Genomic DNA, 16,715 nt, shown 5'->3' with positions numbered 1-16,715 from the left:
GGTGATTGACTGGCCTAGAACAGGTTTTAGAGTAGATACTAGTGGTTGTTCAACGATTGTCAACCACCCCTAGCCCCTCCTAAGCTGAGGAGGGGAACTAGTTTTTAGCGCTTAGCTCTAGGTCCATCATCTTAATGTTCCGTTGGCTCGGGGGCTTTGGCGCTGACGGAGGTAGGCACAGGCTGGTCCTTTTTGTCTTTGTCAGAACGGTGGCTCTGGCGCTCCTCCTGAATGTGGCGCAGGTACTTGGTTACGTCGCCGGTAGGGTACTTGCCGGTGAAGCAGGCAAAGCAGCTGCCACCGTGACCCTTCTCCTCCGAAAACAGCTCCTGCAGATCTTCTATCGATTGGTAGATAACCTTGTCGGCCTCAATGTAACGGCAGATTTCCTCCTCCGTGTAGTTAGCGGCAATCAGCTCGGTGCTCATGGCCATATCAATGCCATAGATGCAGGGCGAGATGATGGGCGGCGCGCTGCTGATAAAGTACACCTCTTTGGCCCCGGCCTCACGCAGGATGCGCACAATGCGCCGCGACGTGGTGCCGCGCACGATGCTGTCGTCTACTACGGCTACCTTTTTGCCTGCCACAAACTCCCGGATGGGGTTGAGCTTTTTCTTCACGATGTCCTCGCGGCCAGCCTGGCTGCTTACAATGAAGGAGCGGCCCATGTGATTGTTTTTCACCATGGCTCGACGGTAAGGCACGCCAATAGCCTCCGCTAGGCCAGAAGCCGAGAAGTACCCCGACGACGGCACGTCAATCACCATATCGGGCTGAATGCCCGAGGCAATGACTTTTTTGGCCAGCATCTTACCCAAGCGCACCCGCTCGCGGGCCACAAGGCGGCCGTGGATGGTGGAGTCTTCGCGAGCAAAGTAAATGTGCTCGAACACGCAGAACGCCTTGGGCTGGGCGTAGGGGTTCTTGTAGTGCACCTTGAAGTCCTTATCGATGAAGATGGCCTGACCGGGGCCTACGTTCTTGATGAACTCGAAGCCGAGGTAATCGAAGCAAGTGCTTTCGGAGGCGAAGGCGTAGATGGGGCCGTTTTCCGTCTCGCGGCGGCCCAGCACCAACGGCCGGATACCCAGCGGGTCGTTGAAAGCCAACAGACCATGCCCAGCAATGACGGTGATGGTGGCGTAGGCCCCTTTCACCAGCTCCTGGGTCGTCTCTACGGCATCGAAGATGTCGATAACCGAGAGGTTGTCGAGGTTCTTCAGGCGCAGCTCCGAGGCGAAGGTGTACATGATCAGCTCCAGGTCGTTGCTGGTCTTGGGCAGCACGTGGTACTTCTCGTGCAGACGCTTGGCAGCCTGCCGGAAGTTGATGACGTTGCCGTTGTGCACCATGGCCAGCCCGAAGGGGTAGCTGGTGGTAAAAGGCTGCGCCAGCTCCGCATCGTTGGAGCCTTGGGTGGTGTAGCGCGCGTGGCCGATGCCGATGTTGCCCTTCAGCTTTTTGAGCTGCTTGGGGCGGAACACGTCGGAAATCAGGCCGTTGCCTTTGCAAAGGTGAAAGTTGTCGTCGAAGGTGGCTATGCCGGCCGCATCCTGGCCACGGTGCTGAAGCGCCGTCAGGCCAAATACGATGTCGTGGGCGACGTCATCGGGACCGTAAAAACCTACAATTCCGCACATGGGAAGTATCGAGAAGGTGGTAGTGAGCAGTAAAACCCACTATCGGGGTGGCAAGTGTAACACCAACGGGGGCGCTGGTGCATCGTGGGCGTGAGAGAACAAGTGGCCTAGCCGCCGGCCGTTTCTCCTTGCGAAGAAGAACCAGCGGCAGAAGGCAGTAGAGGCTCGGGGGTGGGGGTAGGTAGCTCACCTCGGATAAGGCGGGCTAGGGTGTCGGCGTACAAAAAGTGCTCCACGGCTAAGCCGCGGCGCTCTACTTCGCCTAGCGTGTCAGCGCCCTGCAAGTCAACTGGGTGCTGCGCAAGGATGGGTCCAGTGTCTAGGCCCTCATCAACCAAATGCACCGTGATTTTGGTTTCCGGCATCTGATTTTCGAAAGCCCATTCGTAGGCGTGTAAGCCTTGGTGTTGGTGGGTATCGGCAGGGTGAATATTGAGAATGCGGCCCGCAAACGCCCGGATGAACGTGGGCGACAGAATGCGCATGTAGCCAGCTAGCACCACATAGTCGGGCCGATACTGGCCTAGCACCTCTACCACCTCGGCATCAAACTCAGTGCGCTTGCGGCCCTGGCTGCTGAGGCTGGCGGTTGGGCAACCCATAGCTGCTGCCGTTTCTAGGCCAGGGGCATCAGGTTTGTTGCTGAAGACTACCGCTACTTCGGCTAGGCCACTGAGCACGCCCTGTTGCACGGCCTGTACCAGGGCCACCATGTTGGAGCCCCGGCCCGACAGCAAAATGGCCAGGCGCTGTTTGCGGATGCTATGGTTACCAGTTTCCTGCAAGGGTCGGTTCCGGCCGCTGGCCGATATCGGTACGGATGTACACATCCTTAAATTTAACTCTTTCTGCTTCCCGATACACGTGGTTCACAGCATCTTCTAGCTCGTTGCCGTGGCCTACCAGCACCATTACCCGGCCGCCGCTGGTCACTAGTTCCCCATCCTGTTGGCGGGTAGCACCGTGGAAGGCCAGGATACTGGGGTGCAGTTGGTCTAGGCCAGTAATGGGGAAGCCCGTTGGGAACTGAGCCGCAGGGTAGCCGCCCGATGCAAGTACCACACCCACGTAGTAACCGGGCCGCTGCCACACGGTGGTTTGAGCCAGCGTACCATCGAGGGTAGACTCAATTAGCTCCAATAGGCTGCTTTCCAGAGCCGGCAGAAGTACTTCCGCTTCCGGGTCGCCGAGGCGGACGTTGTACTCCAGCAGCTTCGGCCCCTGGGGCGTGAGCATGATACCGAAATACAGGAAGCCTTTGAAGTCGAATTGCTCGTTTTGCAGGCCTAGCAACGTAGGGTCCACGATGCTGGTCCGGATAGCAGCTAGCACGTTGTCGTCGGCGAAAGGCACGGGGCAATAGGCGCCCATGCCGCCAGTGTTAGGACCTTGGTCGCCGGCCAGCAACTGCTTGTGGTCCTGGGAAGGTGCCAGCAGCCGCACGCGGTTGCCATCCGTCACGCCAATAATGCTGATTTCGGGGCCGCTCAGCTTTTCTTCCAGCAGGAAGCTAAACCAGCCAGTATGCTGCTGTTGCAAATCGTCCAGCGCAGCTTGCGCTTCATCAATAGACGAGCACACGTACACGCCCTTGCCGGCGGCTAGGCCATCGTACTTCACTACTACCTGCCCATCCAGCTCCGTGGCTTTAGCACGGGCCTCCTCGAGCTTGTCGCTGCGGTACTGCCACGACATGGCGGTTGCTACCCCATGCCGCCGCATAAAGTCCTTCGACCACACCTTCGAGCTTTCCAACGTTGCACCAGCTCGGCTGGGGCCAAACACCCGAATGTTAGATCCAGCGAAGTAATCCGTCACACCGGCCGCCAATGGAGCTTCGGGGCCTACCACAATCAGCTTCACGCCATTCGTTTCACAGAAGCTCTGGATGGCTGGAAAGTCGGTAGCGCTGATTTCAGGGTGGCTGTTCGGAATGCCGCCGTTGCCGGGCAGCACGTGCACGGTAGCCCCGTCGCGGGTCAGCTTCCACGCCATAGCGTGTTCACGGGCCCCGCTGCCGAGGAGTACTATGGTTTTATTGCTGTTGCTCAAAGGAATAGGTAGTTAGGCTACGATGCGTCTAGCTGATGTCATCGATGGAAATAATCAGCCCATCAGCAAACTGAAAAACGGACTTGCCCTGCAGTTGTAGTGTGTCGCCGGCTTTCAGACCATTAGGAAAGTCCATAGCGGCAACGGCGGTATAGTCCAGAAGAACTTCCACGCGGCTGTCGGCTACTTGCCATTCGGTGACGCGCTGCTCACGCTGGGTGAAGTACTGCAACGCTTGCTGAGCCTGCTGGCGGAAGGCTTCCTTACCTGTCAAGGTCAGGTTAACTTCGCCGTTGGAAACGTTGCGGAAGACTACTTCCTCGTGCAGATGGCGCAGCATGCCGTCTACATCAAGGCGGTTATACGCTTCGATGTAGTCTTGCACGAGTTGTTTCTGTTTCGCGACGTCCATTGGCTTTGTCTTACAGTGCCTATAGCTCAGGCCTTTTGCATAATGCCAGCCTGCACCAAGTTGCCTATAAGGCGGGCCTGTACGTCACCGCCGGTAGCAGTGTCGTTGGCAGCAGGCAGCGGGGCACCCGTGATTCGCTCGTAAATATCGAGGTAGCGGCGGGTGGCTTCGGCGGAAACTTCGGGGGTAAGGGCGCGAGGGTACTGGCCGTTCTGCTTGTTAGCAATCAGCCACTGGCGAACGTACTCCTTGTCGATCTGCTCCACGCCCTCGAGGTTCTTGGCGTAATCCTCGGCGCTCCAGAACCGCGAGGAATCGGGCGTGTGGATTTCGTCAATCAGAATCAGCTCCCCATCCAGCAGGCCAAACTCATACTTAGTGTCCACCAGGATGATGCCGCGCTCCGCCATCCACTGCGAAGCAAAGTTGAACAGCTCCAAGGACTTCACCCGCATCTTCTCGTACAGCTCCGCCGACACCCAGCCTTCCGACACCAGGTTTTCGGGCGTAATCTCGCGGTCCGATTCCTCTTTGGTGGTAGGCGTCACGATGGGCTCGGGGAACTTCTGGTGCTTAGTCAGGCCGTCCGGCACCGTCACGCCCGAGAAGGTGCGCTGGCCGCTTTGGTAGCCGCGCCACATGGAGCCCGTGAGGTAGTTGCGCACCACCATCTCCACCCGAATCGGCTCGGCCTCCTTGGCCAGCGTCACATTCGGGTCGAGCAGCGAAATCACGTGGTTCGGGATGATGTGCTGGGTTTTGTCGAACCAGAAAGCAGCCAGCCCGTTCAGCACCGCCCCTTTGTGGGCCACCGGCGTTTCCAGCACCGAGTCGAAGGCCGACAGCCGGTCGGTTACCACGATGAGCCGTTCGCCGGAAGGAGCGCGGTACGAGTCGCGGACTTTGCCGCGGTGCAGGAGTTCGAGCTGAGGGGTATCGAAGTGGTTGAGGGTGTTCATACGACGAGGTAACCGCTGGCGCTAGGCCAGTAGATGGCGGAGGTGTCTAGGATGAAAACTGGCTGGCTTCTTGGGGAACAGCGGCGGTTTGGCCTTGCACGTGCTCTACAATGTTGCGGAACAGGCGTAGGCCGTCGCCTTCCTCACTCAGGCCGGGGTTCTGGCGCTTGCGCCGGGCCCAGTCGGGGTGGTTATAAAGCGAGAGGAAGGCCTCGGGGTGCGGCATCAGCCCGAATACCTGGCCGGTGGTATCAGTCAGGCCGGCGCAGTTCAGGTCGGCGCCGTTGGGGTTGTGCGGGTACACGTCGGTGGGCGAGCCATCAAAATCCGTGTATGCCAGGCAGTTCAGGGCGCGGGTTTCAATCTCAGCCAGGGTTTCTTCGCCCTTGATGATCAGGCGACCTTCGCCGTGGCGCACGGGCACTTCCATGCTATCGATGCCTTTCAGGAAGGGAGAGTTCGACTTGGGATTGACTTTCAGGCGTACCCACCGGTCTTCGTAACGACCCGAGGCGTTGTGCGTCAGGGTTACTTCCGGCGTCACGTTGCCGCTCAGGTTAGGGAGCAGGCCTAGCTTCACCAGCACCTGGAAGCCGTTGCAGATGCCCATCACGAACTTGCCGTTGGCAATGAACTGCTTGATGTCGTCGAGTAGGGTACGGCCCTCCGCATTCTTGCGGTAGCGCAGCTTGTTCGCCAGCACTACCCCGGAGCCCAGGTCGTCGCCGAAGCTGAAGCCGCCGGGGAAGTTCAGGATGTCGTAGTCGTGGATGCTGATGTGGCCGTGCAACACCTGGTTCAGGTGCACGATGGTCGGCTCGGCGCCAGCTAGCTTGTAGGCGGCGGCAAACTCTTCTTCGCAATTGATACCAAAGCCCGTCAGGATGAGGGCACGAACCGGCTGCTTGGCAGTGGTTCCCCCGGCGGAGTGGCCTAGGGGCTCCGTAGATTCATGCCCGGCATCTACGCTTTTGAAGCCGAGCACCTGCAGGCTGCCGTCCGCATCGGTGATGGGAGCGGTATGGTCGTGCTGCGGGCGCGGAGGCGTGTTCAGGTCCGGCAGTTTGGGTTGTTCTTCCATTGTACTAGTGTGCTACCTCCTGCTGGCCGAAGCCGATAATTCTGTTTACTGGGCCATTCGTCCATTCGTGGCGCAGGGCCGCCGTGCTGGCTGAAATGGCCGTCTGGCCGCCGTGGCGCACCGTGAGCTGGCTGTCCTGTGTTACCACGCCGAGACGGGTAGCGCGGGCACCGAAGTGCTGCTCGAAGGCCACCACATCTTCCGGAGCCACCGTGGCCACGAAACGGGAGTGCGACTCCGAGAACAACTGCGCCGACAGGCCTAGGCCAGTAGCGGGCAGCTCTACGTCGGCGCCAAAACCGTGACCAAACGTGGCTTCCGCCAAGCCAACGGCCAGGCCACCATCCGACAGGTCGTGGCAAGATTGGATGAGGCCTTTCTCGTTGGCCTCGCCCATCAGCGTGTAGAGGGCTTTAGCTTCTTCGAACCGAACCTTGGGCACGTTGGCGCCTAGCTCGCCAAAGAGCTGGTAGAACTCTGAGCCGCCCAGCTCGTCGTAGGTTTCGCCCAACAGGTACACCACGTCGTCGGCTTGCTTGAAGTCGGAGGTGATGGTGCGGCGGACGTCTTCGATTTTGGCAGTCATCGAATACAGGACCGTAGGGGGCACAGAAATCTTCACGCCGTCAGCCTTGAAGTCGTTCTTCATGGAATCCTTGCCGCTCGTGAGCGGGATGCAGTAGGCCGCCGTGGCGTCGCGCAGGGCCTGGCACATGCGCACCAGCTTGGCCAGCTTGTGCTTGCCATCGGGGTTGGTGGCGGGGTCATACACCGAGTCGGGTACGCAGAAGTTGTCGTTCACGGACCAGAAGTTGCCGTCGCCGTAGCTCAGGTTAGGCAGCTTCCCTCCTACCGCTACAATCTGGCGCACGGCCTCGTCAAATGCACCAGCCGACATGTGGTAGGCGTCCAGGTCGCCGAAGCGAGGCAGGATACCGTTGCTCACGGCTACCCCCTCCCAGCTCTCAAAGTTGAAGCGCACCACCGCGGCATCCTGCGGGGCTTGGCCGGTAGCGCCCATAAGCGGCTTGATGATGGTGCGGCCCTTCACTTCGTGGTCGTACTGCCGAATCACCGATTCGCGGGAGCAGATGTTGAGCGAGCCCAGCAAGCGGCTCAGCACGTCGGTATAGTCGAGGTCAGCGGGCAGCGCGGGTTCTTGAGCCGTGGGTTTGGTCCACTCGGCTTCCAGCACTTTGCGCGGCACGCCATTGTGTAGGAACTCCATATCGATGCGGGCTACCGACTCACCGTCGAAGCGTACATCAAGACTGCCATCCGAAGTGAAGTAGCCGATATCGGTCAGCTCCACTTCCATTTCCTGGCCTAGGGACATCAACTCGGTCATCTTCGCGGGCTCCACGGCCAGCGAGAACCGCTCCTGCGACTCCGACACGAAGATTTCCCAAGGACGTAGGCCAGGGTATTTCAAGGGTACTTTCTCCAGCTCCACCACGGCACCGCCGCTGATAGTAGCCAACTCTCCAATGGACGAGGACAAGCCGCCCGCGCCATTATCGGTGCTGCACTTGATGAGGCCGCGGCGGGTAGCCAGGATCAGGAAATCCATGGCGAGCTTCTGCGTAATCGGCGAGCCAATTTGCACGGCCGTGGCGGGCGAGGTTTCGTCCAGCTCGATGCTGGAGAAGGTAGCGCCGTGGATACCGTCTTTGCCCACCCGGCCACCGGCCATAATGATGCGGTCCTGGGCGTCAATCTTCTTCTCCCACGAGTCAAGGCCGGCGAGTTGCATGGGCATCACGGCGCCGGTGCCGCAGTACACCAGCGGCTTACCCGCGTACCGGTCATCGAACACAATGGCCCCGTTCACCGTCGGTACACCCGACTTGTTGCCGCCGTCCTCAATGCCCTTGCGCACGCCCTCGAAAATGCGCCGTGGGTGCAGCTGGTTGCTCAGCAGGGTGCCGTTGAATTCGGGGTTGCCGAAGCAGAGCACGTTGGTGTTGAACAGCAGCCGCGCGCCCCCGATGCCAGTAGCCAGCGGGTCGCGGTTGTTGCCTAGGATGCCGGTAATAGCTCCACCGTAAGGGTCAATGGCCGAAGGAGAATTGTGAGTTTCCACCTTCCACACGAACAACGACTCGGGGTTGATGCGCACGGCGCCGGCGTTGTCGCTGAATACCTTGATCAGCCAGTCGTTGCCGTTGGCGCGGAGCTGGCGGTCTACCTCGGAGGTAGCGTTCTTAATGTAAGTCTTGAACAAGGAATCCACTTCGAACTCCTCGCCGGTGTCAGCATCTTTGTACTTGATAACGGCCGAAAACTCTTTATGCTTGCAGTGCTCCGACCAAGTCTGGGCTATGATTTCCAGCTCACAGTCGGTGGGGTCCTGGGGCAGGCCAGCGGCCTGACGTTCCTCAGCAATGCTGGTATAATGGTCGCGCACGGCGCGCATTTCCTCCAGGTTCAGGGCGTAGAGGTTGTCTTTCGACAGCTTCACTAGCTCCTCATCGGAAAGGCCAACCAGCGGCACCGTGTTCGTAATAGATTCGGCCCCACCACCCGGCCGCGGCGTATAGTCGCGAATCTGGGCTATGGGGCCGACCTCGAAGCGGTTAATCATTTTGTTGCCGAGCAGTTCTTCGGCCAGGCGGCGCAGACTACTCTCCGGCAGTTCGTGCTCCAGGAAGTAGAGCCGTTTGCTGAAGATATGCTGAGTATGGGTGTCCAGCGGCTGGTTCAGGAAGTCGCCAAGGGCGTTCTGCGCCGATATGCCTTCGTCGTCGGTTACGCCGGGCAGCTTAGCAACCAGGATGTAGCTTTTGAATTCGGCGCCGTGGCGGAACTCGTCGAGGGCCACGTCGTTCAGCACCGGGTCTTGGAGGCAGTGGGTGGCGAAGTCGCGCAGTTGCTCGTCGCTCACGGGGTAGCGCACCGTGTAGAGGGCGGTGCTTTGCACCCGGCCAGTAGAGAGGCCTAGGTGACGTTGGGCAGCTTCGGCTACACGTTGGCCCTCGCCGTCATGTTGGCCGGGCTTGAGCAGAAGCTGTATGGTTCTTTGGGTAGAGTCCAAAAGGAGAATGGTTATCTATTTTTCGGGTTTCCCACGCTTAGGCGAAGGTGCCCGCGTGAGGAAGCATACCCGCGCAGGGTACGCCGAAAATGCCTTGCTCAGCAGCCGTTTGCTGGCTGAGTAGGTTTAAGAAAACGCTTTTTCCGGCCGACTGCCGGGTTTCACCACCGGAATACCTGCCCGGCAAAGCGGGCAATCATCGGGTGCGTAGGTGGCCGCCGTTACCGGCAGCAGGGCAAAGTTCGGAAAAGTTAGCTCAGCTTTCCCACCCGTGCGGTCAATTAAACTCGCTACGGCCAAAACTTTTGCGCCTAAGCCTTCCAACACCCGCGCTACCTCATTGGTGCTCTTGCCGGTAGTCACCACATCTTCGGCAATGACAATTTTTTGGCCGGGCTCAATAGTAAAGCCCCGCCGCAGCGTCATCTGGCCACTGTCATCCCGCTCGGTAAAGATGCCGGGAACACCCAACTGCCGGGCCAATTCATACCCAATCACCACGCCACCCATGGCCGGGCCTACTACCACATCAGGCTGCAACCCTGCTTCCTGAATCTGCCGGGCCAGCTCGGCCGCGGCGGGTGCTGCTAGGTCGGGCCGGCGTAGAAACCGGGCGCATTGTACATACGTGTCAGAATGCAGGCCCGAGGAAAGGCGGAAGTGTCCGCGTAGCAGCGCATCTTCCTGGAGCAGCTGTTGTTCCAGGGTTTCGGAGGTGAAGGTGGTTTGGGGGGAAGAAATCGACATTACCGTATTGCGTGGTCTGTTATAGATGCGGGTATGTAAATGCAATTCAACTCCTGTAGCTGTTCTCAGTCAACAGGAGAATCCGATTAATGACTGACGATGGGCGTTGGACCGAGATTAAAGTATGCTGCAGGTATAGTCCAAACTTCAATTCTGCCTTTTACCTGCTCATATCCTGAGTCCCATCGTTTGGGATTGTTACCCCCGAACCACACTGCAATGTGTTCTTCCGGTACTTCTTCGTCACCGAGGAGTTGACCACTCAGCCCCACCACTACACAGGGCTCATCATCCAACACCACAATGTCGCCTAAATTGAACTGCATATGATTAGGCTACTACCGGACGGAACTGGTTGATCTGCTCTACTAGCTCCCGAGCGGCGGCACCGGCATCAGACGCCTGCCACAAAGCTCGCGACGTATTGATGAGAAGACCGGAGCCATCTGACCGCAGGCCAGCTTTCAACGTGGCCTGCAGGTCACCACCCTGGGCACCCACGCCGGGTACCAAGAACCACTGTTCTGGCGTGAGGCTGCGCATGCGGGCCACGGCTTCGGCGTTGGTGGCACCTACCACTAGGCCTATGCCACCGTGCTGCTCATCGAGTTTGCGGGCTACGCTGGCCGCGCACTCAGAGAGGGTACCACCGCGGGTCAGAGCCACGTCTTGCAGAGAATGCATGGGCTTGTTGCTGGTTTTAGCCAGCACGAACACCATCTTACCGGGGCGGGCGAAGGGTACAATGGCGTCGTCGCCCATGTAGGGGTTTACCGTTACCCCATCGGCTCCGATTACATCGTAAGAGAAGCGGGCGTAGTGGTCGGCGGTGTTGGCAATGTCACCGAACTTGCCATCGAGAATCACCGGAATGCTTTCGGGAATGCGCTGCACCGTCTCGCGCAGCAGCTTCACACCATTCTCCCGGCTCAGGAAAAAGGCCAGATTAGGCTTAAAAGCGGCGGCGTACTGGCTGGTTTGGTCAATAACTTCAGCCAAGCGGCGCATAACCTGCGCATCATCACCCACGGGGTCGAGGCCTACGCAGAGCAGGGTGTTGGCGTACTGAACGCGTTGAAGTAGCTTTTCCATAGGTGGGAAGTAGCGCAACCCTCGCGGCTTGCGGTTGGAGAAACAGGGTTCTTGTAAAGCGTTAGTTCTATACGTGAGCTTAAGGCCGGGCTTGCGACGACTCCGGCATTAGGTGCCCGCACTCGGCGGAAAGCCTGGCGGCTAGGCCAGGTTCCAGCCACTCGCCGCTGGCTACTTGCACGGCAGCAGCACCGCAGCGTAAGTAATCCGTAACGTGACTAGCAGTAAATATACCGCCCGTTCCGAAGATAGGCAGGGTTACGCGCTCATCGTGGGCTAGCTCCCACACGCAGCGCAACGCTACTGGCCGCAACGCCTCTCCTGATAGGCCACCGGCTAAGGGCGTAGCGGTAGCGTCGTCGGGCAGGTGTAAGCCTTTTAGTAGGTTGGTTGCGGCTAGCGCATCAGCTCCGCCAGCCTGAGCCCCAAGGGCTAGGCCTCGGATGTGCTCCGGCCACGGTGGTAGCTTCACAATTACGGCGGCCTCGGAACCTAACTCGTTGCGCACGGCCTGGGTGGCTTCGCGCACAAACTTGGCGTTGAGGTCCTCCCCTTTCTCGGTGTCGGGCTGGGCCATGTATACTTCTACACCGGCAATCAGGCCAGCGGCTTCGCGGGCCAGGAAGCGCGCAATCTTGCGGAAGCCGGGAATACCGGGAGCCGTGATGCTCACGAAAACCGGCACACCGTAGCGCCGCAGATTGGGCAAATGTTCCTGCACCAGAATCTCGGCACTTTCAGTGCGCATGTTGGTGGCGTTTAGCAGGGTTTGGTCGGCCACTTGCCAAATGCCTTCTTCGTAGAGCCCGGGCTTAGGCTCCATAGTTACGGTGCGGGTGAAAATCGCCCCCAGCCGCTCGTAGCCCGTTCCATCTAGCTGCCAGGGCGCGGCCGCGAGGCACACAGGGTTCTGGAGCGTGAGTTTGCCGAGTTGCATAGGTCTTAAAACGTTATGATTTCGCTAGCTATACTCGCCGTCTTGGCGCATAACTAGGAAATCAGATGAGGCTACTCTTGGACAGAACCTAAGTAGCTAAGTATATTTTTTGCAGCCCCGAAAAACGAGGTGGCCAATTTGCGGACCGACTTACGTCAGAATCCCCCCTGATATCTATCACCCCGCTTCTTGTGCCACCTCGCCCCGCTGCCACATGGGGACAACGGGTTATTCAGTTGCTGGTTAGCAGTTGCCAGTTGTAAGCTCCCTATTTAACCACTCGCACAGCAGGAAAGCAGCTACAGGGACTGTACTGCTGGGTGAGGGTGGTATTGTTCATGGTGGTTACCGGTATGGGTTAAATGAGTAGAAACTGCGTGGTAGCCATTAGCTATGTCTAGGCCTGCCGAACCGATAGGGCATAAAAAAACCGCTTCGGAAACCGGAGCGGTGCACGGGGCGAAACCAATGAAAGCAACGAAACCAACGAGGGCAACAATCTTCTGGGCGTCTCGCAGGACATTCTTGTGAAAAGTCCCGCGCTCCATCAAATGTTGGTGGTTGAAGTGAAGCACGTCGCAAAAGTACTACTTCACCTAGCTGAGGCAACTAGACCCATGTTAAGTTTATGTTACATTACTATTAAGCACGCAGGAACCATTTTGAAGCATGCAACACAAAATTTTATACCCTATCTGTCTGTTATTCAAGAAATTTATTTCAGTCAATCCGATGCTATTGTCATAACAGTTATAGCTAACTTTGCCTTTTCTTTCTTTAAAGAAGGGCTATTATTATCTACTTAGCACTATAACAACACTTCAAATAGTACAATTAATTATCAACCTATCTGTATTATATAGAATGTGAGGCTCGTTGAGAGACTTGAAATGGCAACAGTTTTTGAGTTTGTTGGTGCATATGCCTACTTGTTGATTTGGATAAGCACTATTTGTTGTTTATCTTAACATAATCATAATTATTTAGGTTTTGTACAATTCAACAGATGTCGGTTACCTTTGTGCAACCTCTCACTTGGCACTTCACTTTTCGCGCTTCTATGAAAAACTTGCTACTCGGTTTTCTTCTTTGTGGGCTTATGCTCTTCTCGCTTGCTACGAGAGCTCAGTCGGACGCTCCGGCTCCTGTAGAGTACAGCGAGCGAGTTCCTGCTGATGGAGCTGGCCGCAACGCTTTGTACCGCCGGGCAGTTGACTGGACGGAAAACCATTTTGCGTATGGCCCTAAAAGCGGCCAAAAAGCCGATGCAGCCACGGGCACAGTTCGCCTAACGGGCACTGGCAAAGTGAAACCCGTAGACAACAAAGCCCGGGAGCAGGAAATAACCGTGCTGTTTGACTTTACCTTCCGGGCCACCGACAATGGCTATGAGTATAGCGTAGGCTCGTTCCGGGTTATTCCTGATGCAGGGCAGCCAAGCCAGACTAAGCCACTGGACGTGTACCTGACTGAACTGCGGGCTGACAAAAATAACGAGCGTACGCACAATGAGCGGCGCGTGACGGCTCAGGCTACCTCTCTGGCCAGTGAAGCCGCCATGGCGTTCCGGTCTTACATGAACAGCTTACCTACCGACGCTAATGTAGGCCTAGCTGGCGAAAACTAAGTTTTCTTCTCTACCGGGTTTACCAACGGGCCCGCCTGCAAAGCTGCAGGTGGGCCCGTTGCATATGCGGCTTGCCTCACCCGGCTGGGGTAGCAGCGGCATAGCGCTCTAGCAGGCGGTGCGTACGGGCGGGTAGTTCGCGGGCATCCAGCACCATAAAGCCATCAAGCGCATTGCTGAACCGCGGATCTAGGTTGAAGCCGATGATGCGGGCATTTTGCTTGAGATATTGGCGCAGTAAAACGGGTACGCCACTGCCGCCGGGCTCTAGGCCACTAATAAGCTGCTGCAGATCCTGTAGAGTAGTTACGCCGGCCTGCAACACCCCCGTATCGGAGGCAGCATCGAGGGGGCGGTACCGGAACTCTTTGCGCGGCTCCACGAGGCCAGCCCAGGTAGGATCGGTGCAATGGCGCTGCAAATAGTCTACCATTACCGCTTTTGAAACGGCCGCAAACCGGTTGCTAATGCTTACGGGGCCGATGAGGTAGCGATATTCCGGATGGCGGGCAATGTACTCGGCAATACCCTTCCAGAGCAGCGCCAAGGGTAGCGGTTGTTTCTGGTACTCTTCGCGCACAAACGACCGGCCTAGCTCCAACGACTCGCGTAGTAGGGGCCGCAGCTCTTTCTTCATACGAAATAGGGAGTGCAGGTAAAAACCCCGTTTTCCGTACTGCTGCACAATACTCCGCCCACGCCCCACGCGGTAAGCCCCTACCAAGCGTCGAGCAGTTCGGTCGTAGAGAAACAGGTGCCGGTAGTACTCGTCATACCGATCCAGGTCAATGGCCTGCTGGGTCCCCTCGCCTTCCCGACGAAACGTAAGTTCGCGCAGGCGTCCAATCTCACGCAGCACATTCGGTATTTCAGCCTTTTTTGCCACGTACACCTCCCACTGCTGATGGCGCAGCAGGCACCGGCTGGCACGCAAATGCGCTATATCGGCTTCCAGAAGGGCAGGTTCGGTTTCCGTCACCACCTCCGTGGGCGGCAGCACCGGAAACAGGCCTAGAGCCGCTTTTTCAAGCCCCGGCTTCAGGGCATACACTCGTGCGCGGAGGTAAGCCAGCCGATCGGGGGCGGGTACCGTGGTGAGCGTGGCCGCTGCAATAGGCTGCCCAATGCGTACCTGAATGGTCTGCCCGCGTTTGTTAAGCAGCTCGGCAGGTAGCCGGGCCGTCCGAAGCATGGGGTGCAAGAAACCCAGCAAACTGAACGCCGCACTGTTTTGCCCGCTTAGCCAGATCGGCACTACGGGTACGCGCGCAGCCTCAATCAGCCGGCCGGCCGTAGGGTTCCAGGCAGGGTCGAGGGTGGGACCCAGCAAGCTAGAGCGGTAGGCCACTTCGCCGGCCGGAAACAGGCCTAGCGGAACGTCATTCTGCAGGTAGCGCAACAGGCGCCGAACCCCGGGCACATTGCGGTTAGCTGCGGCGCGCTCGGGGCTCACCAGGGTGAGCTGATCGGCTAAGTTGGGGAGCAGAGGGGCCAGAATGTCATTGGCTACGGCTCGAAACTCTGGCCGCACCCCGGTCAGCAGGTAAAGCAGAATCAAGCCATCAAGCATTCCGCTGGGGTGATTGGCAATAGCTACAAATGCTCCCCGTATCGGAATCCGGCGTAGCTCAGCGGGGTCGTAGGCCAGGGTAATATCTAGGTCGCGCAGCAACTGCCCGATAAACTCTCTACCGCTCAGGTGTTGATGCCGCTGGTAGAGTAGTTGCAGGTTGCGCAATTGTGCCCACCGATACCATAAGGGACGCAGCAACTCACCGGAATGCCGGCCAAATGCATCAGGAAAGGACAGTTGGGAATCGGATAACAAGCTCATGCGCAACTAACCATAGACAGCCCACTCACTAACACGCGAGGCTTATTCCCAAAAATCCGAAGGGTATATTAGTCAGTCGTTATCACGGAATTATCAAACTATTAAGGATACTGCCCCTGAGCCGTAAAAAGCAGAAAGCCGCGTTGCAGCGCGGCTTTCTATTCTATAAGTAGCTCTAGGCCACCTCACTCATTCACTCGATACAAAAATACGAGATGTACTGGAGCATGCGTATTGATTTAGACTAATAACAATTATTTAAAGACGAATTAAGTCTGTTGTCCGACCAACACCTGCAGGCTGCTAGCTGGTTCTGCAGTGCTTAGTACCTGTGTATCAGAAGCCCCAACTACTCTTTGCAATAGTCGGGGCTTTGGTCATGTGGGCAAGACGTTATCAGCTGGTAGGACCGTTATCGACGCGGGCCTCTACTACACTCTGCACCGACGCGGACACGGCGGATAGCAGATCATAGCCAGTAGCCTGCTCAATAGCATCCACCGTGGTGCGATACGAGCCCCAGGTGGTCGTCAGGCTGTTGTCGTTGGGAGTATTAATGGCAATAACGCGGGTGCTGGTAGTTACTCGGGCGGCGTCGCCGGTGCCATTAGGTATTACTACTACCACTTTCCACACGCGGGCGGGCACGGTTACGCGGCCTGCATCCAGGGTAGTTGCGTACCCATTAGAACCAGTGCCGCCTTTGCCATAGCTACCGCAGATGATATAAAGCTCATTGCCAGCATCCACAAGGGTACGACAGTAGTTTTCCAGCCCGGCCCAGGTCCGCTGGTTGTTTTGCGGGGCCTGCGGAATCATGTTGCTCATCAGGAAAGTAGCCGTGTTATCAGCAATGGAGCCGGTACGGTCGGCCGAAGGGCAGTTGTGACCTCGGTCGAAGCCGGACCCAGTGTAGCTGGTGCTGGTGACACGGTACCACCCCGAGGGCAAGCTGTTATCAGGGCCAAAGTTATCCTGGCGCGGGGTGCTTCCTAGCCAAGCGCTGCTCAGGTGCCAGCTCACCCAGTTTGGCGTACCCCGGTCGCGGTGGTACGACATAGTGTACTGAGATTTTGTCACCAAGTAATTCCAGTAGTACGCTGGGTCAGCTACCGCACCACTGGGGTTGCCCAAGGCTAGGTTGTTGTCGCGGGTAGCGGAGGCGTCAGCGGTTTGAGGAGTGGCCGTAGGGCCAGCTACGGGCTCGATGGTTTCTTTGGAGCACGATACGGCTAGGCTACCCACGAGGAGTATGCCCGCCAAGCGGGAAAGGGTACGCTTCATGTAAACACGGTTT

Annotated in this window: 14 protein-coding genes; 1 reads left to right on the top strand and 13 read right to left on the bottom strand. The window is 57.8% G+C overall.

The features are described from left to right. Positions 1-131: 131 nt before the first annotated feature. From purF to EU556_RS02745, 11 genes are all read right to left on the bottom strand, one after another. Complete coding sequence (purF, locus tag EU556_RS02795; protein WP_135430817.1) at positions 132-1,643, bottom strand: amidophosphoribosyltransferase; 1,512 nt, start codon at positions 1,641-1,643, stop codon at positions 132-134. Between the two features lie 107 nt (positions 1,644-1,750). Further along, a complete protein-coding gene (gene purN / locus EU556_RS02790; protein ID WP_135430815.1) occupies positions 1,751-2,473 on the bottom strand; it encodes a phosphoribosylglycinamide formyltransferase in 723 nt (240 codons plus the stop codon). Next, positions 2,412-3,695, bottom strand: coding sequence for a phosphoribosylamine--glycine ligase (purD, locus tag EU556_RS02785; RefSeq protein ID WP_210116209.1), 1,284 nt, complete (start codon positions 3,693-3,695; stop codon positions 2,412-2,414). Before purD ends, purN begins: the two co-directional genes overlap by 62 nt. A gap of 28 nt (positions 3,696-3,723) precedes the next feature. Then, entirely contained in the window at positions 3,724-4,107 is a 384-nt protein-coding gene (locus EU556_RS02780; protein WP_135430814.1) for a nuclear transport factor 2 family protein, read from the bottom strand. A gap of 26 nt (positions 4,108-4,133) precedes the next feature. Next, positions 4,134-5,066 carry a phosphoribosylaminoimidazolesuccinocarboxamide synthase gene (locus EU556_RS02775; RefSeq protein WP_135430813.1) on the bottom strand — a complete coding sequence of 311 codons (933 nt, stop codon included), beginning with the start codon at positions 5,064-5,066 and terminating at the stop codon, positions 4,134-4,136. 46 nt (positions 5,067-5,112) lie between these two features. Continuing rightward, positions 5,113-6,147, bottom strand: a complete 1,035-nt coding sequence (locus tag EU556_RS02770) for a phosphoribosylformylglycinamidine synthase subunit PurQ (protein WP_135430811.1) — start codon at positions 6,145-6,147, stop codon at positions 5,113-5,115. A 4-nt stretch (positions 6,148-6,151) separates the two neighbouring features. Beyond that, positions 6,152-9,181: a phosphoribosylformylglycinamidine synthase subunit PurL gene (locus tag EU556_RS02765; RefSeq protein ID WP_135430809.1), complete on the bottom strand. Its 3,030-nt coding sequence runs from the start codon at positions 9,179-9,181 to the stop codon at positions 6,152-6,154. 126 nt (positions 9,182-9,307) lie between these two features. Further along, on the bottom strand, positions 9,308-9,928 hold the full coding sequence (gene pyrE / locus EU556_RS02760) for an orotate phosphoribosyltransferase (protein WP_135430807.1): 621 nt from the start codon (positions 9,926-9,928) through the stop codon (positions 9,308-9,310). An 86-nt stretch (positions 9,929-10,014) separates the two neighbouring features. After that, on the bottom strand, positions 10,015-10,254 hold the full coding sequence (locus tag EU556_RS02755) for a hypothetical protein (protein ID WP_135430805.1): 240 nt from the start codon (positions 10,252-10,254) through the stop codon (positions 10,015-10,017). A 4-nt stretch (positions 10,255-10,258) separates the two neighbouring features. After that, positions 10,259-11,020, bottom strand: coding sequence for an orotidine-5'-phosphate decarboxylase (gene pyrF, locus EU556_RS02750; protein WP_135430803.1), 762 nt, complete (start codon positions 11,018-11,020; stop codon positions 10,259-10,261). Between the two features lie 79 nt (positions 11,021-11,099). Then, on the bottom strand, positions 11,100-11,957 hold the full coding sequence (locus EU556_RS02745; RefSeq protein WP_135430801.1) for a dihydroorotate dehydrogenase: 858 nt from the start codon (positions 11,955-11,957) through the stop codon (positions 11,100-11,102). 1,099 nt (positions 11,958-13,056) lie between these two features. Between EU556_RS02745 and EU556_RS02740 the strand changes: the two genes are divergently transcribed. Next, positions 13,057-13,584, top strand: a complete 528-nt coding sequence (locus tag EU556_RS02740; RefSeq protein ID WP_167855422.1) for a DUF4468 domain-containing protein — start codon at positions 13,057-13,059, stop codon at positions 13,582-13,584. A gap of 76 nt (positions 13,585-13,660) precedes the next feature. Here EU556_RS02740 and EU556_RS02735 read toward each other — a convergent pair whose 3' ends face one another. Beyond that, positions 13,661-15,418, bottom strand: a complete 1,758-nt coding sequence (locus EU556_RS02735) for a lysophospholipid acyltransferase family protein (RefSeq protein WP_135430798.1) — start codon at positions 15,416-15,418, stop codon at positions 13,661-13,663. 396 nt (positions 15,419-15,814) lie between these two features. Beyond that, on the bottom strand, positions 15,815-16,702 hold the full coding sequence (locus tag EU556_RS02730) for a DNA/RNA non-specific endonuclease (RefSeq protein WP_135430796.1): 888 nt from the start codon (positions 16,700-16,702) through the stop codon (positions 15,815-15,817). Between the last annotated feature and the right edge of the window lie 13 nt (positions 16,703-16,715).

Origin of the sequence: Hymenobacter fodinae (genome assembly GCF_004745825.1) — a bacterium.
Classification (GTDB): Bacteria; Bacteroidota; Bacteroidia; order Cytophagales; family Hymenobacteraceae; genus Hymenobacter; species Hymenobacter fodinae.
The sequence above is the reverse complement of the archived record's forward strand: the minus strand, read 5'-3'. Positions and strand labels throughout refer to the sequence as shown.

Bases quoted from the DNA above. Each gene is read 5' to 3' on its own strand.
- purF (WP_135430817.1), bottom strand. From the start codon at position 1,643: ATGTGCGGAATTGTAGGTTTTTACGGTCCCGATGACGTCGCCCACGAC.
- purN (WP_135430815.1), bottom strand. From the start codon at position 2,473: ATGTGTACATCCGTACCGATATCGGCCAGCGGCCGGAACCGACCCTTG.
- EU556_RS02780 (WP_135430814.1), bottom strand. From the start codon at position 4,107: ATGGACGTCGCGAAACAGAAACAACTCGTGCAAGACTACATCGAAGCG.
- EU556_RS02775 (WP_135430813.1), bottom strand. From the start codon at position 5,066: ATGAACACCCTCAACCACTTCGATACCCCTCAGCTCGAACTCCTGCAC.
- EU556_RS02770 (WP_135430811.1), bottom strand. From the start codon at position 6,147: ATGGAAGAACAACCCAAACTGCCGGACCTGAACACGCCTCCGCGCCCG.
- pyrE (WP_135430807.1), bottom strand. From the start codon at position 9,928: ATGTCGATTTCTTCCCCCCAAACCACCTTCACCTCCGAAACCCTGGAA.
- EU556_RS02755 (WP_135430805.1), bottom strand. From the start codon at position 10,254: ATGCAGTTCAATTTAGGCGACATTGTGGTGTTGGATGATGAGCCCTGT.
- pyrF (WP_135430803.1), bottom strand. From the start codon at position 11,020: ATGGAAAAGCTACTTCAACGCGTTCAGTACGCCAACACCCTGCTCTGC.
- EU556_RS02745 (WP_135430801.1), bottom strand. From the start codon at position 11,957: ATGCAACTCGGCAAACTCACGCTCCAGAACCCTGTGTGCCTCGCGGCC.
- EU556_RS02740 (WP_167855422.1), top strand. From the start codon at position 13,057: ATGCTCTTCTCGCTTGCTACGAGAGCTCAGTCGGACGCTCCGGCTCCT.
- EU556_RS02735 (WP_135430798.1), bottom strand. From the start codon at position 15,418: ATGAGCTTGTTATCCGATTCCCAACTGTCCTTTCCTGATGCATTTGGC.
- EU556_RS02730 (WP_135430796.1), bottom strand. From the start codon at position 16,702: ATGAAGCGTACCCTTTCCCGCTTGGCGGGCATACTCCTCGTGGGTAGC.